Here is a 20,876-nt window from a genome sequence, read left to right on the forward strand (position 1 = left end):
TCGGCCGGTGGCTGGCCATCACCGCCGCCCTCTTCGCCGCCTCCGCACTGGCCTTCGCCCTCACACTCCGCCGCCACCACCGGGCCGGCCGAGCCCAGGAGGAGCAGCCTCCTTCTGCGTGATCCGGCGGTGCTCTCGGACCTGCTGACCGGGCGGCACGTGGTGCGCACCCACCTCATGCGCCGCACCGTCCACCTCCTCACCGACGCCGACGCGTCGGCAGCCGAGCGGGCGAACACGGCTATTTGACGGCAAGTCAACTGGCCGCGCCCCATTGCCAGGATCGGCGACCAGGGCTGGCAGCCTTCCCAGTGGTCCACCCGTTTCCCGGCTCCGTCGCGTCGGCGGCGGGCCGCATCCCCACCGCTGGGACTCAAGCCACGTCGCGTCGGTCGGATGCCCGCAGGCTGGACGCGCGTCCCCCGATCACTGGTCGCCGGTCAGGGGTGCCAGCTCTCGGCTGAGCCTGAGCACGTCGGCGACGGTGCGGGGGTCGGTGCCGGGCCGGAAGGCGGGGACCGGGTGGGCTTGGGGGCCGATGACCAGGCCGGTCCGCCCGTCGAGTGCGGGGTCGGTGGCCGCGGCGATGGACGGCTTGGCGGCCACCGAGGCGGGGCCGGCGGTGGAGCGTTCGAAGGTGCGGCGGACCAGGGGCCAGAGCAGTCGCAGGGGCGGGGAGACGATCCTGGGCGAGGTCATGGTGCCGTTGGTCATGTCGGTCGCGGCACCGCCGGGGTCGGCGGCGAAGACCGTGACACCGCTGCCGCGCAGGCGCTCGGCCAGGTCCAGGGTGTAGGCGAGGTTCGCGAGCTTGGCCCGGCCGTACCAGTGGAAGCCGTAGTAGCCGCCCGGCGGTTCGACGGCGTCGAAGGAGCGCTTGGCGGTCCTGATCGCACCGGAGCTGACGTTCACGATCCGGCTCGGGGCCCCGGCGCGGAGCCGGTCGAGCAGCAGCTCGGTCAGCAGGTACGGCGAGAGGTGGTTGACCGCGAACGACGCCTCGATCCCGTCGACGGTCCGCTGCCGCTGCGCGAACATCGCGCCGACGTTGTTGACCAGGACCTTCAGCGGCCCCTCGCCCGCCAGTCGCGCGGCGAGTGCCCGGACCTCACCCAGCGACGCGAGGTCGGCGGCCACGAACCGCGGCTCACCGCCGGTGGCGACCGCAGCTATCCGCTCGACCGCGCGGGCACCCCGCTCGGCGTCGCGGCCGACCACGGTGACGGCGAGCCCACGCGCCGCCAGTCCGATCGCCGTCTCCAGGCCGATGCCGCCGGTCCCCGCCGTCACGACCGCCCGCTGCTCCGTCATGTCCGTCCTCCGCTGCCTCGCCGGATGAAACGGATGATTATCCGTTTCGATGTGGGCACGTTAGCACAAGCGGATGACTATCCGGTTGATGGGGCAGTGGTGGTGCAGTCCCTTGCGGCGACTGCCGGGCCGGGGTCAGCGCGGGGGACGCAGGCCTTCCAGGAGGACGCCGAGGTAGACCTCGGTGCGCGCGGGATCGCTGTCGCCGGCACGCACGGCGTGCTCGATGCCGCACAGCAGGCGACGCAGGTCGTCGGCCTCGACATCGCGCCGGATGGCGCCCAGCAGGCGGGCGCGGTCGAGTAGGTGGGCGACAGCCCGGTCGAGTTCGGCCTTCAGTTGCGAGGTGTGCGCCTCGGTGTCGGCGGAGGACTCGAGAACGGCGGCGAACCCGGTGTCCTCCAATGCTCGCGCCAGGGTGAACCGCAGCAGGCGGTGCAGCCCCGCGAGCGCGTCTTCGGTATCCGCCGCTGCCTGGGCCTCGCCGACCAGTTCCCCGAACCGCTCGGCCGACAATGCCTCCCGCAGCGCATGCTGGTTGGGGAAATGCCGGTACACGGTACCCACGCCCACGCCGGCCAGCCGGGCGATGGCGTTCAACTGCAGCGAGTCGTCACCGGCGGCCAGTTGCTCGCGGGCGACCTGCAACACCCGGGCACGGTTGCGAGCGGCGTCGGCCCGCAGCATCGGCCCCTGTTCGGCTTTCGGTGTCACGGGCCCCAGCATACGACTGCGGCCGGACGTCGGCGGCAGCTCCTGCCACCACCGGACCCTCCTCGCCTGGCGAAGATGCGGCGTGACCGCCGACTGCGGACCAGGGTCGGAATCCTGATGGCCCCTCCGGCTCAGGTCCTTCAGGTCCTGGTGTCGACGTCGCCGAGGGTGCGGCGGCTCGGATCGCATCGCTGAAGAGGTCCGGCAGCATGTCCGGCCTGCCGAACACCACCTCGCGCTTGTCGGCGAAGTGCCGGAAGAACGTGCTCTTGGTCAGTCCCGCGCGGTCCGCGATCCCGGGGACGGTCGTGGAGTCCTACCCGTGTTCGGCGAACAGCGCGAGCGCGGCGCGTTCGAGGCGTTCTCGCGCGTCCGGTTCCCATCTGGCCATGGGCACGTCCAAAGTGATGGCACCGAGTCCCATCGCGCGCTACGGTGAGAGGAGTGACGGGACCCGGTCCCATTGCTTCGGTGCCGGCCGCGTCCATGACCCGGGGAGCGGTCGCTCATGCCTCCCCGGGGGTGCTGGAACCGAGGACGTTGTCGACGTAGGCCGCGAGTGAGGCGCGCAGGCCGTCGGATGTCATCTTCTGGTCGTCGATCAGGTGTGCCACGAGGTCGGCGCGGATGGCGGCCAGCAGTGCGTGGGCGGTGAAGTCCGCGTCGTGGACGCCGGGCAGCTGACCCAGCGCCGCCCGCAGCATTCCGTGCCACCAGTCGTAGTGCTCCGCCTGGTAGGGGCTGCTGAGCCCGGCGTCCTCCGCGGCCGCCATCAGGTTCCGGTTCTCGATCTTGAAGTGCAGTGAGGCGTCGAGCAGGTCCAGCACCCGCTGCCGCGGTGCGGACCCGGCCGCGTCCTGCGCCTCGCACACGGCTTGCCGCAGGGGTTCGAGACGAGAGGCGATCACGGCGCTGATCAGGCCGGCGCGGTCGCCGAAGCGGCGGAAGAGGGTGCCCTTGCCCACGCCCGCGGCCGTCGCGATGTCGTCCATCGACACGCTGTGGGGGCTGCTGCTGGCGGCGAAGAGGACGTCGGCGGCAGCCAGGACCGCTTCTCGGTTGCGCAGGGCGTCCACGCGCTCTGGGCGCTGATCCACAGATCCTCCTCGTTCTCCGGCCGGTCCCGGCCCCGGGAATGATATTCGGCCGCCGCACAGGAGTGGCGGACCGTGTCGTCGAGCCAGTCGAAGATCCGCGCAACTGCCAGGCGGATGGCGCCCGGGTGGCAGCGGGCGTCGCCGCCTTCCTCCTCGGGGAAGCTCAGAAGCTTCCTGGGCGCGGTGAGGTGTCGGTAGAGCTTGCGCGGATCGGATTCCTCGGTGGCGGAGTAGTACGGGTCGTCGGTCGCCTCGCACACCAGTACCGGGCAGGTGATCTTCCTCGCGCTGCCGTCGTCGAAGGTGTGGCGGGCGTACTCCGCGAGGAACCCCCGGTCGGTCGAGGTCCTGGTGACGTAGCGGCCGCCCGGGCCTCGGCCGCCAGACGCTCGGCGGTGGACAGCCAGCCGTCGTAGTCGCTGGAGGCGACGCGGGAGGTGGCGGCGATGACTTCGCCGACGTCCGAGCCGCCGTAGGCGGCGAGGCCGAGGTTTCGCGGCGTCTCGAACCAGAACGCCGGATCGTCGTGGAACATCAACTGCTTCACGACATCTCCCGTTCGACGAAGGCACGGAAGGTGCCCGGGGGGCGGCCGGTGAGGCGCTCGACGGTGTCCGAGGTGCGGTCCTCGGCGCCGTCGGCGATGGCGCGGTCCATGTCGGCCAGCATGGTGGCGAACTCCGGTGGGATCTCGGCCGCCCAGCGGTCGCGCAGCTGTTCGAGCGTCAGGTTCCGGTGCGTCACGGGCCGACCGGTGACCTCGGTGATGATCGCGGCGACGTCGTCGTGGCTCAGGGCCTGCGGCCCGGTGAGGATCAGGTCGGTGTTGGGGGCCCGGTCGCCGGTCAGGGCGTGTACGGCGACGGCGGCGATGTCCTCGGCGTCGACGAATCCGACGCGTCCGCGTCCGGAGGCCGTGAGGATGGCGCCGTCCTCGCGGATGCTGCGTGCGTGAGGGGCGGTGCCGGTGAAGTTCTGCATGAACCAGGAGGACCGCAGCACCGCCCACTCCTCGAACAGGCTGGGCAGTACCTCGTGGACCCGGCCCACCGCCGGACCGCCCGCGGGGATCGCCGAGGAACTGAGCAGCACCGCGCGGTGCACGCCTGCCGCGCGGGCCCTGTGGAGGAAGGGCAGCATGACCGTGGCCGGGTCTGAGGAGCCGATGGGCGGGACGAGGTAGGCGCGGTCGACGCCGTCCAGTGCCTCGTCCCAGGTCTCGGGCTCGTCCCAGTCGAAGCGGACGGCCTGCGCACCCGCCACCGGGGTGGCGGTCCGGCCGGCGGCCTTGGCGTGGTGGCCCTTGCCGATCAGGCCGGCGGTGACCCGGCGGCCGGTGGTGCCGGTGGCTCCGATGACGAGGGTGGTGTCGGAGGTCGTCATCAGTGCGCTCCCGCGAAGTCGGCGCCGGGCTGGGAGGCCGCGAGGGGGTTCCAGTAGTCACGGTAGGAGGTGATGAGCCCGTCCTTGACCGTGACGACGGCGATGTAGGTCATGTCGAAGGGGCTGTCGGTTTCCACCAGGCGGCCGACCCCTCGCATCTCCACCACGATCGTCTCGGGGTCCGTGGTCTGGTGGAGCTTCACGTCGGCGAAGTCGTGCATGTCGACGTGGTCGGGGTAGCGGCGCATGTAGTCGCCGACCGCAGCCTTGCCTTCGAGGCGCGGGGGCCGGCCTTCGGGTGCGAAGGGGAATTCGAGGACGCCGTTGTCGTCCCACAGGTTCACCCAGGCGGGGATGTCCTTCTGGAGCAGCAGTTGCAGGCCGTGGTGGTAGAGCTCGGCGGGTGTCACGGGGATTGTCATGATCGAGGCTTCCGTTCTGCTCGAAGTCGCGGCGGTCCCGGGCCGCCGAGTACGGCCGCTCGTCACGAGAAGCGCGATCTCCGTGATCGCGGCTCGTCGGGGTGGGGAATCCGAATGAAAACGGACCGGCAGTCCGAATGATGTGAGCATACGGACTGCCGGTCCGCTTAACAAGCCCGACTCCGGCCCACCTGGCTCCTGTCGGGAGCGGTGGAGGCCCAGCGCCGGGCGTCGTGCCGGGAGCCGGCCCGCCTTGACGTGGCGTCAGGTGGTTCATGGTCGGGCAGCGGTGTCGGGCGGCAGTGCCGTGTCCCCCGTACCGAGTGGGGAGGTGGGGGAGAGGTGGCCGGGTACGCGCCGTGCGAGGGCGGGGAACGTGGCGCGTGTTCGTCGGGCGCGACGGGGAAGGCCTGCGCCGGCCGCCGAACAGATCAGATGGAGGCCGGCACCACGTTGGTGACGGCGACCGCGGAACGGACCGCTCTGGCCAGCTCCACGGCGTCGCCCACCGACCAGATGTGGGTGAAGAAGAGGCGCGGTTCGTCCGTCAGACCGTGGTTGTGGAGTTCGACGAGTTCGATGCCGCCCCGCCGTAGCGCCGTGAGAACCTTCTGGACCTCGGCGGCGACCATGCAGAGGTCGCCGCTGAGCGCGGCCCGTCCCCTGCCGAGCTGTTGGAAGTTGAAGGCCGAAGTCGCGCCCAGGCCGGCCGGCAGGACGTGCCCCTCGTCGCTGACGGTCTCGCGGCGGACGAAGACACACGTGTAGACGTCGTCGCCGCTCGTGCCCTTGGCACCCAGCGCGGCGTCGATGCCGGCGGTGTCAAGATCGAGGGGCCGGTGCGCTCGAGGAGGGTGCGGCGGCGGAGTGCCGGTACGGTCGAGCGCGCTCCGCAGCCCGCGGGCGAGCGCCACGGCATCATGGCCGTGCGCACAGACATGGGTCCACCAGAGGTCGGGCCGGTGTGACGGCAGGTGCTTGTGGATGGCGGTCTGGGCGATCCCGTGGGCCTGCAGGGCGTCGGTCATCGCCGACAGCTCGACCTCGGTCACCACCAGATCGCCCATCATCAGCGTGCTGCCGTCGTCGTACCGGGCGAAGGAGACGTGCGCACCCAGCGCGAGCCCGGGGGTGACGGCGACGCTGCGGCAGGCCACGCGCAGGTCGTGCCGCGGGAAGGGTGTGTGGTGGTAGATCCCACGGATGAGGTGGCCCGGCCTGCCGAGCACCTGCACGATCTCGCCCCAGTGCGCCTCGGTGGTCCGCACCGGCCTGACCAGCCCCATACTGCCGGGATCATGGGCTGCGGCCCGCCCCGCGGCGGCATCCAGCCCCAAGCCGGCCAGCACCGGCACCGCGGCGGCCGCCGTCAACCGCGGCCGCCGCGGCAGGACGGACCGAGCACCGTTCCCCTGGGTCCCGCCCTCGGTCGTCACAGGATCACCTCCACAGGCCGATGCAAACACGGGACCCGTGCCGGTGCCCGTCCGGATGGGCCGACCGGGGAAGGCCCGGTGCGTTCGCCGCCGAGGACGTCCGCGGCGGCGAGGGCGACCAGCCGTACGGCGGTCACCAGAGCGAGGTGGCCCCGCGCGGTGAGGTCGGTGACGACGTGTTCCAGGTGCCGCTCGGCCCGGGCGGCGCGCGTGTCCGCAGGGTCAGGCTCGGTTCCCGCTGCGCTCGCGACTGATCTGATCAGCCCGTCCGGAGCAGCGGAGTGGTGGCGGTGGTGCTGTCGGGTCGGGCACTTCGCTCGATGGTTGTCAGTCGCCGCAGGCAGGCGCGGTGCTGGACCAGCGACAGGCCGGTGACCGCCGTTCCGAGCAAGAGCCAGCCGACCGGTCCCGCGGTCATCACCGCGCCGGTCAGCAGCAGTGGCCCGGCCGACTTCTGCACGGCCTGGGACATCCCGGCCGCGCCCAGGTAGGAGGCCCGTGCCTGCGGTGGAGCCAGCGAGACCGCCAGTTCCCAGGAGCTGACCGAGCGCATCAGCTCCGCCATGGTGACCGCGACCGCGGCCAGCAGCAGGGCGACCGACGCCGGCCAGGCCCCGGCACCGGTGCTGGCGGCCAGCACCGCGCAGCAGGTCAGCATCGTCACCCCGTATGCGGCGACCGCCGTGGCTGCCCGGCGCGGCCCCTCGGCCCGTCGGGAGAACTGCAGTTGGAGCAGCACCACCAGCACGGTGTTGAGCACCAGGAAGGCCGGGACGAGGGTGTGCGGGGCCCGGGTGTGGTGCACCAGCCAGAGCGGCAGGCCGACGTTGAGCACCGAGTCGTCGATGTTCATCGGCATGTCCAGCAGCACGAAGAGCAGGTAGCCGCGGTCCCGCCAGGGGCTGGGCGCGGGTGACGGGACGTCAGCGCTCTCGTTCGCGGTCCCGGCCGGCGCCTGCCCGTGCCCGTCCGGCTCCCTGGTCTGCCGGACCAGGGCGGCGGCCAGGACGTAGGAGAGCGCGTTGGCGAGGATCAGCGCGCGGTAGGCGTTGAGCGTCCCCAGGGCCAGTGCGGCGGCCGCGACGCCCGCCCCGACCGCGTAGCCGGCGTTGGCCACGGTGCGGAAGAGCGCCTGGTAGGTGCCCCGCCGCTCGCCGGCGACCCGGGTGGCGAAGAGCATCTCCAGCGTCTTGGCCGCCCGCTCGGCCAGGCAGGTGAGGGAGACCATGAGCAGCAGCGCCGGAAAGCCGTGGACCACCAGCAACGACCCCATGGTCCCGAGTCGGAGCAGGTGACTGCCGATCAGCAGCCCTCTGAGCGGCAGCCGTTCGGCCAGTCGCCCGGCGATCGGCGACCCGGCGATGCCCGCCACCGCGGCCACGCCCAGCAGCAACCCCACCTGTCGAGCGTCCAGCCCGCAGACGAAGGTGAAGTACAGCACCGAGGCGGCCGCCCACATGCCCGTTCCGGTCCGGTCCAGCCCCTGTGCGAACAGCATCAGCCGCGCATCCCGCCCGCCTGGCGGCCTCCGGAGCTGTGCGATCAATCCATCCCCGTGCCGTCGCATGGCAAAGCCCCCGTTCCCCTGAAGATCATGGAGTAGCCTCGCCGCTACTAACAGCGATGTCAAGATGCTCGATATCGCCATGGCCAGGGGTTGTCCGCTGATCCGCCGGCCCAACTCCGAGTACTGCTCTCCGAGTACCGCGAGATCCGCGGAGCCGGGCGAACCTCGAGGTCCACCCCGTCCGCGAGCTTGCCGACCTCAACCGGCCCGGACGTCGGGACGAGCCCGCACGGGTGCACTCCATGCCGGAACCCCGGCCACCGCGCTGGTCCTCGACACCACTCAGAGCCAGCCCCGCTGGGCTGCGCGCAGGCCGGCCTCGAAGCGGCTGGACGCGTCGAGCCGTTCCATCAGCGCGGCCATCTGGCGGCGCACACTGCGCACCGAGATGCCGAGGCGCTTCCCGGCGGCCTCGTCGGTCAGGCCGCTGGCGAGGAGTCTGAGCAGTTCGCACTCACCGGCGCTGAGCCCGGTCTCCGCGTCCTGGGGCCGGTCGGCGCCGAGCGGCACGGCAGCCTGCCAGGTCTGCTCGAACAGGGCGACCAGCGATGCCACGATCCCCGGTTCTCTGGTGCACAGCGCGCCGAGGCGGGTGTTGGTCGGGTCGATGGGGACGACGGCGACCTCACGGTCGAAGACCAGCAGGCGGGGCGGCAGCGTCGGGCAGGTGCGGACCTTGCCGCCCTGCTCGGTCATCCAGCGCGCGTAGGCAAGGGTGGCGGGGTCGTTCCGGACGCTGTCCTGGTAGAGCGTGAGCAGTGCGACGTTCCGGTTCATCGCGTCCGCGTCGAGCGGCCGGGAGGCATCCAGGCTGGCCTGGGACTGGGCCCCGCCGGGCATGACGGAGAGACACTCGCGGGTGACCTTCTCGGCGAGGACCTCCAGCTTCGCCTGAATGGCGTCGAGCCCGACCAGTCGCTCCGTGGTGTCGGCGGTGGCGCTCGGCCGGAGGCCGGCGTACTCGGCGATCGCCCGGGACGCCGCGGCCTTGCTCAGGGCGAGTTCCTGCTGGCGGCGGAGGAGGTCCTCCTCCTGGCGGCGGAGTATCAACTCCAGTCCCAGCTCCGGGCTGACGGGCCGCAGCTCACCCGGCAGATCCCGAGAGGTTCGCAGCAGCTGTAAGTCCGCGAGCCGGTCCAGGGCCTCACGCACGGCCGTCTCGGACAGGCCCAGCTGGCCGCAGAGTTCGGCCACCCCGCCGGTGGGATCGGCGAGCATCGCCCGGTACACGGACTCCGCTTCCGAATCCAGCCCCAGTACGGCCAGCATGCGCGCAACACCCCCCATGGCGCGGCGGTGCGAGTCGACCGTCACCGCGACAAAGCCTGATCATGACAGCGCTCCCCGGGGCTCCGCAAGCAGAAGGCCCAAGCGGCGACTGTCCGTTCGGAGCATCTGCTGCGGCGTCAGGCACCAAGCTGCCCGGCCTGATGCTGCCAGGCCGGACATCTTCCTCGGGCTTTCGGTCGCCAGCAGGATGGTGATCACCGGAAGGGCAGCGGGAGAACACCTCGGCCCACCGAGACCACCGACCCATCACCCACGGGGGACAGCCATGTCCAGGATCACTCGCCTCTTCGCCGCCGCAGCCGTCGCGACCGTCCTCTCCACCGTCGCGTTCGCGAGCACCGGCATTGGCTGGGACTCGACCGCCGCCCCCGTCGCCTCCGCCGCACCCGTGGTCTCCCCGGTCGCCGGCAACGGCATCGGCTGGGACTGACCCGCGATGCTGCCCGTCCATCTGACCCTCCTGCGGGACCGGAACCGGGACCAGGCCCCGACCGAGAGTGAAGCCATCGCGGTCCAGGACACGGTATGGGCGCACGCGGCACCCGACACCGGGCTCGAACACGTCCGAGCACGCGCGATCCCCGGGGGCATCGGTCTCGTCGTCTACGTCCGGGCCCACAACTCGACGGCCGCGCAGAAGCAGGCCCGGCGCCTCCTGTTGGACGTCCTCGCGTCGACGTCCTGCGCCGTCCACGGTTACTCCCTCGTCAAGAAGTGAGAACTCGTCATGCTTATTAAGTCCTCAGCCTCGACCGCGTTCCGCGCCGTCGACTCGCTGGAGACCCGACTGGTGCACGCTGGGTCCGATCCACGCCAACAGCACGGCTACGTGAACCCGCCGATCTACCGGGGCTCGACCGTGCTGTACGACGACGTCGCCGCGATGGACACGTCGCAGGCCGATCCCCTCAAACGGAACCTGCCGGCATACGGGCGCTTCGGCACGCCCACCAGTCGGGGGTTCGAGACCGCGCTGAGCGAGCTCGAAGGCGGGTACGCGGCGGTCGTGACCTGCTCGGGTCTGGCCGCGATCACGACGTCGATCCTGGCCTTCGTGCAGGCCGGCGACCACATCCTGGTCAGTGACTCCGTCTACCTGCCCGCCCGGAAGTTCTGCGACTCGTTGCAGGTGTTCGGAGTGCAGGCCGAGTACTACGACCCCTGCGTGGGCGCGGAGATCGAGGAGCTGATCCGCCCGAACACCCGTCTGGTCTATCTGGAGTCCCCTGGCTCCACGACCTTCGAGGTGCAGGACGTGCCGGCGATCACCGGGGTGTGCCGTCCCCGGGGAATCGTCACGGTCATCGACAACACCTGGGCCACGCCTGTCTTCCATCGGCCGCTCGCACTGGGGGCGGATGTCGTGGTGCACTCGGCGACGAAGTACCTCACGGGTCACTCCGACAGCCTCCTCGGGGCCGTCGTCTGCACCGAGGAGACATTCGCTTCCGTCCGCGGCGCGGCGATCCGGCTCGGCCAGTGTGCCGGTGCCGACGACGTCTATCTGGGCCTGCGGGGACTTCGCACACTGGGCGTCCGACTGCGTCAGCACCAGCAGCAGGCACTCGAACTCGCGCACTGGCTCGAACGCCAGGACGCGGTCAGTGCGGTCGTCCACCCGGCGCTGCCCGGTAACCCGGGGTACGAGCTCTGGCGGCGGGACTTCTCGGGTGCGGCCGGCCTCTTCGGACTCGTCCTGGACCCCCGGTTCGGGAAGCCCGCGGTGGACGCGATGCTCGGGCGGCTGCGGCTCTTCGGCCTGGGGCACAGCTGGGGCGGCTACGAGAGCCTGATCGTGCCCGCCGACCCCGTCTCCCACCGCCTCCCCGGTACTTGGCGGGGCCGCGGCCCGCTCCTGCGCGTGCACGTCGGTTTCGAGGACATCGGCGACCTCGAAGAGGATCTCGCGGCGGGATTGCGCGAGCTGACTGTGACTCAGGCCGCTTCGGTGGCCAGCGATCGAACGGCGGCCTGAGTCCGTGTTCGTGATGGCACGTGGTGCCGAAGTTGGGGATTGACACATTGCCGTGCACGCTGGGATCTTGGCATGGATCGACCACCGACCAGCCGATTGTTCCGCGCGACCTGTGGTGGCGGCCGACGTCAGTTTGTTGACGCTCCGTGACCTGTGACCGGGGCGGTTTTGGGGAAGGGGGCCCAGCGATGGACGTCGTATGCGAGCGCGAGGGGCTTCGTGAGCCTCATCGTCATCCGAACCCACAGCCGCCTCGGCGGAGACGGCATCGCAGACCCACCCGCGGCATCGACCGGCGGCGTTCCTCCCTCGGCTGGCGATCGGTGCCGATGTCCGGGAGGAGCTGGTCACGGCCGTCGTGCAACAGCTGGTCCTGCCTCACGGGGCCCTCGTGGACCGGTCCGTCTCCGTCCAGCCGAGCGGCCTGATCCAGCCGCTACGAAGCTCGCCGGACCGCCTGGGTGTCGCCGTTCCGACAGCTGCCAGTACCGAGAAGTGCCAACAGGCGTGGTCGAACTGACGGTACGGCAGATTGTTGTGGTCGAACCCGCCCGCTGACGGGTCCCAGCGCTTTCCAGACACTTCTTCACACACACGAACCAACGGGAAAATCATGCCTGCCCAGAACACGCCCATCGCCTACGACTTCCACGGGGACGCTCCATTCACGACCCCGTTCAAGGACATCAAGCCCGAGGACATCCACATCTATCTCGACCTGGACACCAAGGTCGGGAAGAACACGTGCGGACAGAAATGTACGCACTGTTGGTTCGTCAACTACGAGAAGGTCTACGACAAGTCGTTCGACATGGCCGAGGGTCCGCTGATAAAGGAAGGCCTGGAGTCGCAGGGCTTCCACGTCTACCCGCGCTACGTCGACAGCTTCGCGTACGACGGCGAGTTCATGCGCATCTACGGTCCGGCCAACAACCGTGAGTTCCGCCAGGAGGCCGACCACACGCCGACCGAGACGATGGAGATGGGCGACGCCTGGACGAGTGGCCGCCCGCTGCTGGCGGACAACTACGTCGAGCTCCTCGACCTCGCCAGGGAGAGCGGATACGGCACGATCTCCATCACGTACCACGGAGTGATCGACGAGAACCTCGCCGTCATCGACGACGGCAGCTACCCGATCAAGGGGGTGTTCAGCGGCTCGCTCACCGAGGAGGTCCTCCGCCGCATCACCGACTACAACGAGCTGCAGAAGAGCAAGGCACTGGCCGACGGCGACCACGAGCAAACGGACGCCTTCCGGGTCAACATCGGTGTCACGGTCGGCAAGCACAACAACAGCCGCGAGTCCCTCGAACGCTACGCGCACTACTTCAACAGGCTCGGCGTCGACACCGTGCGGTTCAACAACTTCTCCGACCACGGCGGCCGCCACCCCGAGCTGCAGATGAGCCACGAGGAGATCGAGGAGGTCTACCGCGACCTCAAGTGGTTGCACGAGAACGTGGACCTGAGCTTCCAACTCGCCGTCAGCGAGGACTTCGGCACCTTCGGCATCAAGGCCATGGGCTTCCCCGGCCACGTGGGCTGGTGCCGGGCCGGTCGCCAGCTGTTCGCCGCCATCCCGGCGGACCAGGAAGTCCTGCACGAGTCGGACGGGGAGCGCCGCGAGAAGATCGGCGACATCGTGGGTTGCGTCAACACCTTCGAGCCCCACCTCGGTATCCTCGTGCGCACGGTCGACACCCGGGAACACAGCGCGAGCTACAGCCTCGAGTTCGACCACGAGGGGATCGAGGCCTTCACGGCCAAGCGTCTCTCCGGGGTCTACAAGGACGGTTGCTTCGCCCGCGAGCTCGCCGAGGAGCAGGGCCTGGTCTCGCGCGTCCCCGAGCGTCGCCGTCTGCCCATCCTCACGACGAACTGAGGGGGCCACGATGCGCCACGTCCTCATCTTCGCCAAGACTCCCCACAGCAAGACGCCGTACGACCAGTGGCTGGAAGGCTCGGGAATCGAGCCGGTCATCCTGACGACGGAGGAGTACGCCGAGGGCTACCGGGCTCAGGGCCTGCCGCACGTGCACGCCTTCGACGACTACGATGCCAACCAGCTCGTCGAGAAGACGGCCCTGCGGTTGGCGCGCACCCACCAGGTCGAGGCGGTCTTCGCCCGTGCCGAGGCGGACGTGCTGCGCGCCGCTCAGCTCCGTGACGTGCTGGACCTGCCCGGGCAGCGCACCGCGAGCGCGCTCGCGTTCCGCGACAAGGTCGTCATGAAGGACCACCTGGCCGGCGGGGCGGTGGAGCTGCCGCGATACCGCCTGATCGACTCGGCCTACACCGCGCTGGAGTTCGTCGAGGAGCACGGCTATCCGGTCGTGATCAAGCCGGTGTCGGAGTCGGGCTCGCTGGGTGCGAACATCATCCGCGACGAAGCGGAGCTGGATGCCTATCTCAGTCGGCCGTGGCGCGGGACGAGCCAGATCGAGTCGTTCGTCGAAGGCCCGATGTACCACATCGACGGGCTGGTGGTCGCGGACGAGATCGCGTTCATCCACCCGTTCCAGTACGTCAACGACTGCCTCGCCTTCCGTGACAACGACTACGTGGCCAGCCTCCCGCTGGTGCAGGGGGATCCGACCTACGACCGGCTGGTCGCGGCGACGCGGGCGGTCCTGGACCGGCTGCCCACCCCGGCCAACACCGCGTTCCACGCCGAACTGTGGATCACCCCGGACGACCGGGTGGTGTTCTGCGAGATCGCGAGCCGTACCGGCGGCGGCATGATCAGCGCTACCGTCAAGTACGCCTTCGGGATGGACCTCGACAAGGAGTGGCTGTACGCCGAGTGCGGGCTGCCGATGACCTTCGACCGCCCTGCGTACCGACCTGCCGGAGGTCTCAACATCCCACCGTCCTACGGGGTGTTGGAGCACCTCCCGGTCGGCGGGGAGCCGGACTGCGTACGGGAGGCGGCCATGGCCGGGGCGCCCGGTCAGGTGTTCAACGGGGGCGTCAAGTCCGGTCTCTTCCTGGCTGGTTACGTGGTCGCCGGAGAGTCGGAGGAAGAGGTGGCCAGGAACATGGAAATGGTCGCGACCTGGTTCGCCGAGCAGACCAAGTGGCGGCCCGTCGCCACCGAAGGAGATGCACGATGAGCTCGCTCACCCCGCCCGGGCCCCTGGTCACCGTCGACTGGCTCGCCGAGCGGCTGGGCCACCCCGACCTGGTGGTGCTCGACGCCGGCGTGGGCGCGCACCGCCGCGCGGAACTGCGGATCCCGGGTGCGCGGGTCTTCGACATCGACGGAGTGATGTCCGACCAGGCCAGCCCGCTGCCGCACACGATGCCCAGCGCGGAGCACTTCGCCCAGCAGATGCGGGCGCTCGGCGTGAACGACGACAGCGTCGTCGTGGTCTACGACGGCGCCGGCATCTACTCCAGCGCACGCGCCTGGTGGATGCTTCGGGCGATGGGCTTCGACCAGGCCGCCGTACTCGACGGCGGCCTGCCGGCCTGGAACTCAGCCGGGCTGCCGCAGCAGCCCTCGTCGCCGGAGGTCCCGGCGCCCGGCAACTTCGTGGCGAGGCCGCGCGAGGGGCTGATCGTCGACAGCGGCGTGGTGCGAGCGGCACTTGACGACGGTGCCGCCGCGGTCCTCGATGCCCGCACCCGGGAACGCTTCGCGGGGCAGGTCGAGGAGCCGCGCCCGGGACTGCGGCGCGGACACATGCCGGGTGCTGTGAACCTGCCGTTCGGTGATCTCCAGATGGACGGCCGGATGCGTCCCGCCGACGAACTCCGGGCCCTCGTCTCGGACGCCGCCGGAGAGTGCGAGCGGCTGGTGTTCAGCTGCGGTTCCGGGGTCACCGCATGCGTGTTGACACTGGGAGCCGAGCTGGCTGGGTACCACGACCTCGCCGTCTACGACGGTTCCTGGGGGGAGTGGGGCCTGCCGTCCGACCTGCCCGTGGTGACGGACCTGATCGTGGAGGGGTAGCAGCTGTGCCGGCGTCGTGAGACCGCGGGAGCGGGGGTGACCGAACACCCGCACGGCGTCGGCCCGGCAGGCCACCGCGCCCGCCGAGCATCTCATCCCTGCGGTCCGAGGACTCGCTCGGTGGTTGCGCCAGGGTGATCGTTCGTGGTGCTTCCCCTGGTGCAGCCGACCGTCACCACTCTGTTCGCCGCCCCGCGGCTGCGAACCGCGCCGCATGACACCACCCCTCGAGATCGCCCGGGCCCGACCGCGGCGTTGACGCACCCTCGGCTGCCCGCCGCCATCGCGCGTGGCGGGCAGCCGAGATGCCCGTCCGCCCGAACCCGGGAAGCAGGACCAGCCGATCGGGCACGCGCCCGGTCCACCGGTGGCCGCACCCGCCCCGCTGGACGCCCGCGCCGCCGAACAACTCGTCGCCACCCTCCAGGCCCGCGCCCGCGCCAGCCCGACAGCCGGCGCCCTCTTCGGCCCGGCCGTCGACCAGGACCGCGACGCCGTCCACCTCGTCGACGGCGTGACCAGCCAGCTCGACGTCCTGCGGCGGCCCCGATCCCGATGGCACCCCGCGCCAGCCCGGACGGCCACCGTCGGCCTCCGGGCTGCCCCCGTGCTCAGTCGACTACGACCGCCACGCCCTGCGCACCTGCCGTGAGCGTCCGGTCCCTGAAGCGCACCCGTGATCCCCGGTCCGCGCGCGAGGTCAGCGTGCGGGTTCGGCCGTCGTGTCGCCCGCGAGGTCGGCGTCCACGGTGTCGGCGTCGGCGGTGTCGCTCATGACCCCATTGCTGGAACTCACGCTTGAAGAGCTGTTCATATGTTCCTGTATGGTGGACGGGTCGTTCATCCTGCCCTGCGCGAAGGGTCCTGCCCGCCATGTCCTCCACCCTGACCGAGCGCCCCGCCCCCGGGGTGGCCGCTGAATCCGCTGGTGTCGCCCCTCGGCGGCGCACCCGGGTGTTCTCACTGCCCGAGGCCCGTTGGGCTCTCGCCGCGACCGTGCTGTTCCTGATCGCGCTGCCACTGCAGCTGACCGGCGCCCCGGCCTGGGCCTGGGGCCCGCTGTACGCCCTCGCGTACGCCACGGGCGGTTGGGAGCCGGCCTGGGCCGGGTTGCAGGCACTGAAGGAGAAGACCCTCGACGTCGACCTGCTGATGATCGTCGCCGCGCTGGGTGCCGCCGCGGTCGGGCAGGTGATGGACGGCGCACTGCTGATCGTCATCTTCGCGACCTCCGGCGCCCTGGAGGCCCTGGCGACCGCCCGCACCGCCGACTCGGTGCGCGGCCTGCTCGACCTCGCCCCCGCCACCGCGACGCGGCTGCTGGACGACGGCACCGAGGAGAGCGTGCCGACCGAGCAACTGGCCATCGGGGAGACCATCCTGGTGCGTCCCGGCGAGCGGATCGGCGCCGACGGCCGGGTGTTGGACGGCGTGAGCGAGGTCGACCAGGCCACCATCACCGGCGAGCCGCTGCCGGTGGCCAAGGAGATCGGCGACGAGGTCTTCGCCGGCACCCTGAACGGCACCGGCGCCCTGCGGGTCAAGGTCGAGCGGGACGCCGCCGACTCGGTGATCGCCCGGATCGTCAAGATGGTCGAGGAGGCGTCCGAGACCAAGGCCCCCACGCAGCTGTTCATCGAGAAGGTCGAACAGCGCTACTCGATCGGCATGGTCGTCGCCACCCTGGCCGTCTTCGCCGTCCCGCTCGCCTTCGGCGCCGCGTTCACCGGCTCACTGCTGCGCGCGATGACCTTCATGATCGTCGCCTCCCCGTGCGCGGTCGTGCTGGCCACCATGCCGCCGCTGCTGTCCGCCATCGCCAACGCGGGGCGCCACGGCGTGCTGGTGAAGTCCGCCGTCGTCATGGAGCGCCTGGGCCAGGTCGACGCCGTCGCGCTCGACAAGACCGGCACCCTCACCGAGGGCACGCCGCGCGTCACCGACATCCACCCGCTGGCCGCTTCCGGCCTGGAGGAGTCGCAGCTGCTGGCGTTGGCGGCGGCGGCCGAACACCCCAGCGAGCACCCGCTCGCCCGCGCCGTCGTCGACGCCGCCCGCACCCGTGGCCTGGTCCTCGCCACCGCCGAGGACTTCACCTCCGCCCCCGGCATCGGCGTCACCGCCACCGTCGACGGTCGCGCCATCGTCGTCGGCGCCCCTGCCCGGCTGCTCGGGAGCGGCTCCCGGTCGGAGGTCGGGGGAGGCGCCGAAAGCGCCGCGGCTGAGCAGGTCGCCGCGATCGCGGGTGGGCTGGAGACGGCCGGCCACACGGCCGTGCTGGTCGAGGCGGACGGTGTCCCGGTCGGCGTGCTGGGCATCGCGGACCGGCTGCGCCCGGATGCCGCCGCCACCGTCACCGCACTGACGGCGCTCACCGGGGTGGCGCCGATGCTGGTCACCGGGGACAACCCCCGTGCCGCCCGGCGGCTCGCCGCGGAGGTCGGCATCACCGACGTTCGCGCCGGCCTGCTGCCCCAGGACAAGGTCACCGCCGTCAAGGACCAGGAAGCCACCGGCCGCAAGGTGCTGGTCCTCGGCGACGGTGTCAACGACGCTCCCGCTCTCGCCGCCGCCCACACCGGCATCGCCATGGGCCGCGCCGGCTCCGACCTCGCCCTGGAGACCGCGGACGCGGTCATCGTCCGCGACGAACTCGCCACCGTCCCCACCGTCGTCGCGCTCTCCCGCCGGGCCCGTTCCCTCGTGGTGCAGAACCTGGTGATCGCCGCGCTGTTCATCTCCGGCCTGGTCGTCTGGGACCTGATCGCCACCCTGCCGCTGCCGCTCGGAGTCCTCGGGCACGAGGGTTCCACCGTCATCGTCGGCCTCAACGGCCTGCGCCTGCTGCGCGAGGCCGCCTGGACCCAGGCCCGCGCCGAGGGCCGCAAGTGAGCTGACACAAGAGCCGCGAGGCCGCCGCCCCTGCCCGGGGTGCGGCGGGGGCGTGTCTCGATGGCCTGGGAAGATCTTGCATAGGGCAAAGGATTTTATTGCATAATGCAAATATGATGAGCATGGCGGAGCCCTCCTCCTCCCTCCCACCCCGTGCCGTGCCGCGGGTGCGGCGCGGCCTGCCCGGAGTCCTGACGGCGTTGCGTGAGACCAGGGGCGGCCTCCTGGCGCTCGCCCTGCTGGTCGGCACGGGTGCCGGTGCGGGCGCGATCGCCTTCCGATGGTTGATCAAGACCTTCACGCTGCTGCTGTCCGGGCATGCCGACTACTCGGCGGCCGGGCATGCCGCCAACCCCCGTGTCCCGTTCCTCGGGCACTGGTTCGTGCTGCTGGCCCCGGTGGCGGCGGGGTTGCTGTACGGGCCGCTGGTGCAGCGCTTCGCCCGGGAGGCACGCGGGCACGGGGTGCCGGAGGTGATGTACGCCGTCGCGCGTCGGGGCGGGCGGATCGCGCCGCAGGTCGCGGTCGTCAAGTCGCTGGCTTCGGCGCTGTGCATCGGCGGTGGCGGCTCGGTCGGCCGGGAGGGCCCGATCGTGCAGATCGGCTCGGCTCTCGGCTCCACCCTGGGCCGGCTGATCAAGGTCGCCGAGGACCGGATGAGGGTCCTGGTCGCCTGTGGCGCGGCCGGCGGGATCGCCGCCACCTTCAACGCCCCGCTGGCCGGGGTGTTCTTCGCGATGGAGCTGATCCTGCGCGACTTCACCGCCGAGTCCTTCGGCATGGTGGTCCTCGCCTCCGTGGTCGCCTCCGTCATCGGCCGGGCGGCCTTCGGCAACACGCCCTTCCTACAACTGCCCGCCTTCGGCGTCCACCACCTCTCGCAGTACCTGCTCTTCGCGCTGCTCGGGGTACTGGCCGGGGTCGTCGGGGTCGGCTTCACCCGCGTCCTCTACCGGATCGAGGACGCCTGCGACTGGGCCTGGCGCGGCCCCGAGTGGGCCCGCCCGGCGGTCGGCGGCCTGCTGCTGGGCGGCCTGCTGCTCCTGCTGCCGCAGATGTACGGGGTCGGCTACCCGGTGCTGGAGAACGCCGTCAACGGCAAGTACGTGATCGGCTTCCTGCTGCTCCTGCTCATCGGCAAGATCGCCGCGACCAGCCTCACCATCGGCATCGGCGGCTCCGGCGGCGTCTTCGCGCCCTCCCTGTTCACGGGCGCCATGCTGGGCGCCGCGTTCGGCACCACCGCACAGCACCTGGCCCCGGGAATCACCGGTCCGGTCGGCGCCTACGGCCTGATCGGCATGGGCGCGGTCTTCGCCGGCGCCGCCCGCGCCCCCATCACCGCCGTCATCATCCTGTTCGAGCTCACCGGCGAGTACAGCATCATCCTGCCGATGATGACCGCCATCGTGCTCGCCACCGGCGTCAGCCGCGCCCTGTCGCACGACACCATCTACAGCCTCAAGCTGCGCCGGCGCGGCATCGACCTCGACGAGAAGCTCCCGGGTGCTCGTTTCGCCGGGATCACCGTCGAGAGCGTGATGGAGGCGCTGCCGACGGCTCTGGAGGAGACGATGCCGCTCGCGGAGGCCGCGGACGTGCTGGCCGCCTCCCCGCACGGCGTGCTGCCGATCCTCACCGCCCACGGTGACTACCTCGGCACCGCCACCGCCCGTGCGGCGGCCGAGATGCTCGCCGACGGTACGCACGGTGCCACCACGGTGGCCGCCATCACCCACCGCCCCGCTCCGGTGACCAGCGACAGCGACCTGGCCGACGCGCTCGACGCCCTCGTCGGCGGCGAAGGCGCCGGCCTGCCCGTCCTCGACCCCTCCCACGCGCGCCTCACCGGCTGGATCACCCACCAGTCCGTCCTCACCGCCCTGCACCGCCCCCGCGCGACGGAGGAGTGCCCCGAACCGTGACGGCGGCGGGGCGGCCGATGCGGGCCGCCCACCCCGCGGCGCCGGGATGTCCCGGGGCGCCCGGTGCTGCGGCCCGTGGTGGCCCGGGTTCGGGCGGGCCGGGGGCGTCGCCGTTGGCCGGGTCGCCGGGCGGGCGCACGGGGGTCGCCCGCTGCGGGCCGACCTGCCTCGGGCTCCTGATGGTGACGAGGGTGCCAGGCGGCAGGGGTGCAGGTCGGGGCGAGCGGGAGGTAGAAATGACCCATGCCTCATGACCGTGCCCTGCCCGCCGCCAGCACCGACTCGCCTCCGTCGGGGGTGGAGGAGGACTTGGTCACCGCTGTCCTGACCGCCTCGCGCGTGCTGGTGGCGATCTCGGCGCGGTCGCTGGGTGAGGTGGCGGAGGCGCTGACATTGCCGCAGTTCCGGATGCTGGTGGTGCTGCAGAGCCGGGGAGCGATGAGCATGTCCCGACTCGCGGAACAGCTGGCGGTCAACCCCTCGACCGCGCTGCGGATGATCGAGCGCCTGGTGACCGCCGGCATGGTGGTGCGCGAGAGCAGCGAGCAGGACCGACGCGAGGTACGGATCGCACTCACCGAGGAGGGGGCCCGCACGGTGGCGGAGGCCACCGAGCGGCGGCGGTCGGAGATCGCCCGGGTGGTGGGCGCCATGCCGGAGGACCAGCGCAGCGGGCTGGTCACCGCGCTGTACGCGTTCGCCGAGGCGGGCGGCGAGCCGACCGCACCGGTCAAGCAGCCGGATCTGCTCGGTTGGTGACCCGGCCGGGCCCTCCGTCGTGGGCCTGGGGCCGGGGCGCGCCGGGGAGGTGGACGGACTCCTCGACTGTCGCGCCGGTTGCCTGGCGCGGGACCCGGTCCGGCTCCCGTGCAGAGCGGGAGCACGGCCTCGCCGTGCTCGCAGCTG

General features: G+C 71.3%; 18 protein-coding genes and 2 pseudogenes. 11 read left to right on the forward strand and 9 right to left on the reverse strand.

The window, feature by feature from the left end:
• Positions 1-102 precede the first annotated feature (102 nt).
• A pseudogene (locus tag ACIGXM_RS25480) lies at positions 103-222 on the forward strand (winged helix DNA-binding domain-containing protein); the annotation flags it as partial.
• A gap of 204 nt (positions 223-426) precedes the next feature.
• On the opposite strand, the gene ACIGXM_RS25485 reads toward ACIGXM_RS25480, so the two are convergent.
• The 9 genes and pseudogenes from ACIGXM_RS25485 to ACIGXM_RS25525 all read right to left on the reverse strand — a co-directional run bounded on the left by ACIGXM_RS25485 (position 427) and on the right by ACIGXM_RS25525 (position 9,199).
• Positions 427-1,311 (reverse strand): SDR family NAD(P)-dependent oxidoreductase, encoded by an 885-nt coding sequence (locus ACIGXM_RS25485; protein WP_396564655.1) that lies wholly within the window; start codon positions 1,309-1,311, stop codon positions 427-429.
• 135 nt (positions 1,312-1,446) lie between these two features.
• A complete protein-coding gene (locus tag ACIGXM_RS25490) occupies positions 1,447-2,025 on the reverse strand; it encodes a TetR/AcrR family transcriptional regulator (protein ID WP_396564657.1) in 579 nt (192 codons plus the stop codon).
• Between the two features lie 133 nt (positions 2,026-2,158).
• Positions 2,159-2,416, reverse strand: a pseudogene (locus ACIGXM_RS25495) (helix-turn-helix domain-containing protein); the annotation flags it as partial.
• Between the two features lie 115 nt (positions 2,417-2,531).
• On the reverse strand, positions 2,532-3,122 hold the full coding sequence (locus ACIGXM_RS25500; RefSeq protein ID WP_396564659.1) for a TetR/AcrR family transcriptional regulator: 591 nt from the start codon (positions 3,120-3,122) through the stop codon (positions 2,532-2,534).
• Between the two features lie 543 nt (positions 3,123-3,665).
• Entirely contained in the window at positions 3,666-4,505 is an 840-nt protein-coding gene (locus ACIGXM_RS25505; RefSeq protein ID WP_396564661.1) for an SDR family oxidoreductase, read from the reverse strand.
• A complete protein-coding gene (locus ACIGXM_RS25510) occupies positions 4,505-4,927 on the reverse strand; it encodes a nuclear transport factor 2 family protein (RefSeq protein WP_396564663.1) in 423 nt (140 codons plus the stop codon). The genes ACIGXM_RS25505 and ACIGXM_RS25510 overlap by 1 nt, the downstream gene beginning before the upstream one ends.
• Before the next feature lie 431 nt (positions 4,928-5,358).
• Positions 5,359-6,363, reverse strand: coding sequence for a DUF1259 domain-containing protein (locus ACIGXM_RS25515; RefSeq protein WP_396564665.1), 1,005 nt, complete (start codon positions 6,361-6,363; stop codon positions 5,359-5,361).
• Positions 6,364-6,622: 259 nt separating this feature from the next.
• Positions 6,623-7,861, reverse strand: coding sequence for an MFS transporter (locus ACIGXM_RS25520; RefSeq protein ID WP_396564666.1), 1,239 nt, complete (start codon positions 7,859-7,861; stop codon positions 6,623-6,625).
• Positions 7,862-8,212: 351 nt separating this feature from the next.
• Positions 8,213-9,199 (reverse strand): LuxR C-terminal-related transcriptional regulator, encoded by a 987-nt coding sequence (locus tag ACIGXM_RS25525; RefSeq protein ID WP_396564668.1) that lies wholly within the window; start codon positions 9,197-9,199, stop codon positions 8,213-8,215.
• A 286-nt stretch (positions 9,200-9,485) separates the two neighbouring features.
• Here ACIGXM_RS25525 and ACIGXM_RS25530 point away from each other — a divergent pair, with 286 nt between their 5' ends.
• From ACIGXM_RS25530 to ACIGXM_RS25575, 10 genes are all read left to right on the forward strand, one after another.
• Positions 9,486-9,650 carry a hypothetical protein gene (locus ACIGXM_RS25530; RefSeq protein ID WP_396564670.1) on the forward strand — a complete coding sequence of 55 codons (165 nt, stop codon included), beginning with the start codon at positions 9,486-9,488 and terminating at the stop codon, positions 9,648-9,650.
• Between the two features lie 6 nt (positions 9,651-9,656).
• Positions 9,657-9,938: a hypothetical protein gene (locus ACIGXM_RS25535; RefSeq protein ID WP_396564672.1), complete on the forward strand. Its 282-nt coding sequence runs from the start codon at positions 9,657-9,659 to the stop codon at positions 9,936-9,938.
• 9 nt (positions 9,939-9,947) lie between these two features.
• A complete protein-coding gene (gene metC, locus ACIGXM_RS25540) occupies positions 9,948-11,195 on the forward strand; it encodes a cystathionine beta-lyase (RefSeq protein ID WP_396564674.1) in 1,248 nt (415 codons plus the stop codon).
• 613 nt (positions 11,196-11,808) lie between these two features.
• The gene (locus ACIGXM_RS25545) at positions 11,809-13,080 is read left to right on the forward strand and encodes a radical SAM protein (RefSeq protein ID WP_396564676.1); all 1,272 of its coding nucleotides are present in this window, start codon (positions 11,809-11,811) and stop codon (positions 13,078-13,080) included.
• A gap of 10 nt (positions 13,081-13,090) precedes the next feature.
• Positions 13,091-14,311, forward strand: coding sequence for an acetyl-CoA carboxylase biotin carboxylase subunit family protein (locus tag ACIGXM_RS25550; RefSeq protein WP_396564677.1), 1,221 nt, complete (start codon positions 13,091-13,093; stop codon positions 14,309-14,311).
• Positions 14,308-15,153, forward strand: coding sequence for a sulfurtransferase (locus tag ACIGXM_RS25555; protein WP_396564679.1), 846 nt, complete (start codon positions 14,308-14,310; stop codon positions 15,151-15,153). The genes ACIGXM_RS25550 and ACIGXM_RS25555 overlap by 4 nt, the downstream gene beginning before the upstream one ends.
• Positions 15,154-15,520: 367 nt before the next feature.
• Positions 15,521-15,805 carry a hypothetical protein gene (locus ACIGXM_RS25560; RefSeq protein ID WP_396564680.1) on the forward strand — a complete coding sequence of 95 codons (285 nt, stop codon included), beginning with the start codon at positions 15,521-15,523 and terminating at the stop codon, positions 15,803-15,805.
• A gap of 221 nt (positions 15,806-16,026) precedes the next feature.
• A complete protein-coding gene (locus tag ACIGXM_RS25565; protein WP_396564682.1) occupies positions 16,027-18,045 on the forward strand; it encodes a heavy metal translocating P-type ATPase in 2,019 nt (672 codons plus the stop codon).
• Positions 18,046-18,269: 224 nt separating this feature from the next.
• The gene (locus tag ACIGXM_RS25570) at positions 18,270-19,970 is read left to right on the forward strand and encodes a chloride channel protein (protein WP_396564881.1); all 1,701 of its coding nucleotides are present in this window, start codon (positions 18,270-18,272) and stop codon (positions 19,968-19,970) included.
• Positions 19,971-20,213: 243 nt separating this feature from the next.
• Positions 20,214-20,729: a MarR family winged helix-turn-helix transcriptional regulator gene (locus tag ACIGXM_RS25575; protein WP_396564684.1), complete on the forward strand. Its 516-nt coding sequence runs from the start codon at positions 20,214-20,216 to the stop codon at positions 20,727-20,729.
• Positions 20,730-20,876 lie beyond the last annotated feature (147 nt).

Origin of the sequence: Kitasatospora sp. NPDC052896 (genome assembly GCF_044547075.1) — a bacterium.
Classification (GTDB): Bacteria; Actinomycetota; Actinomycetes; order Streptomycetales; family Streptomycetaceae; genus Kitasatospora.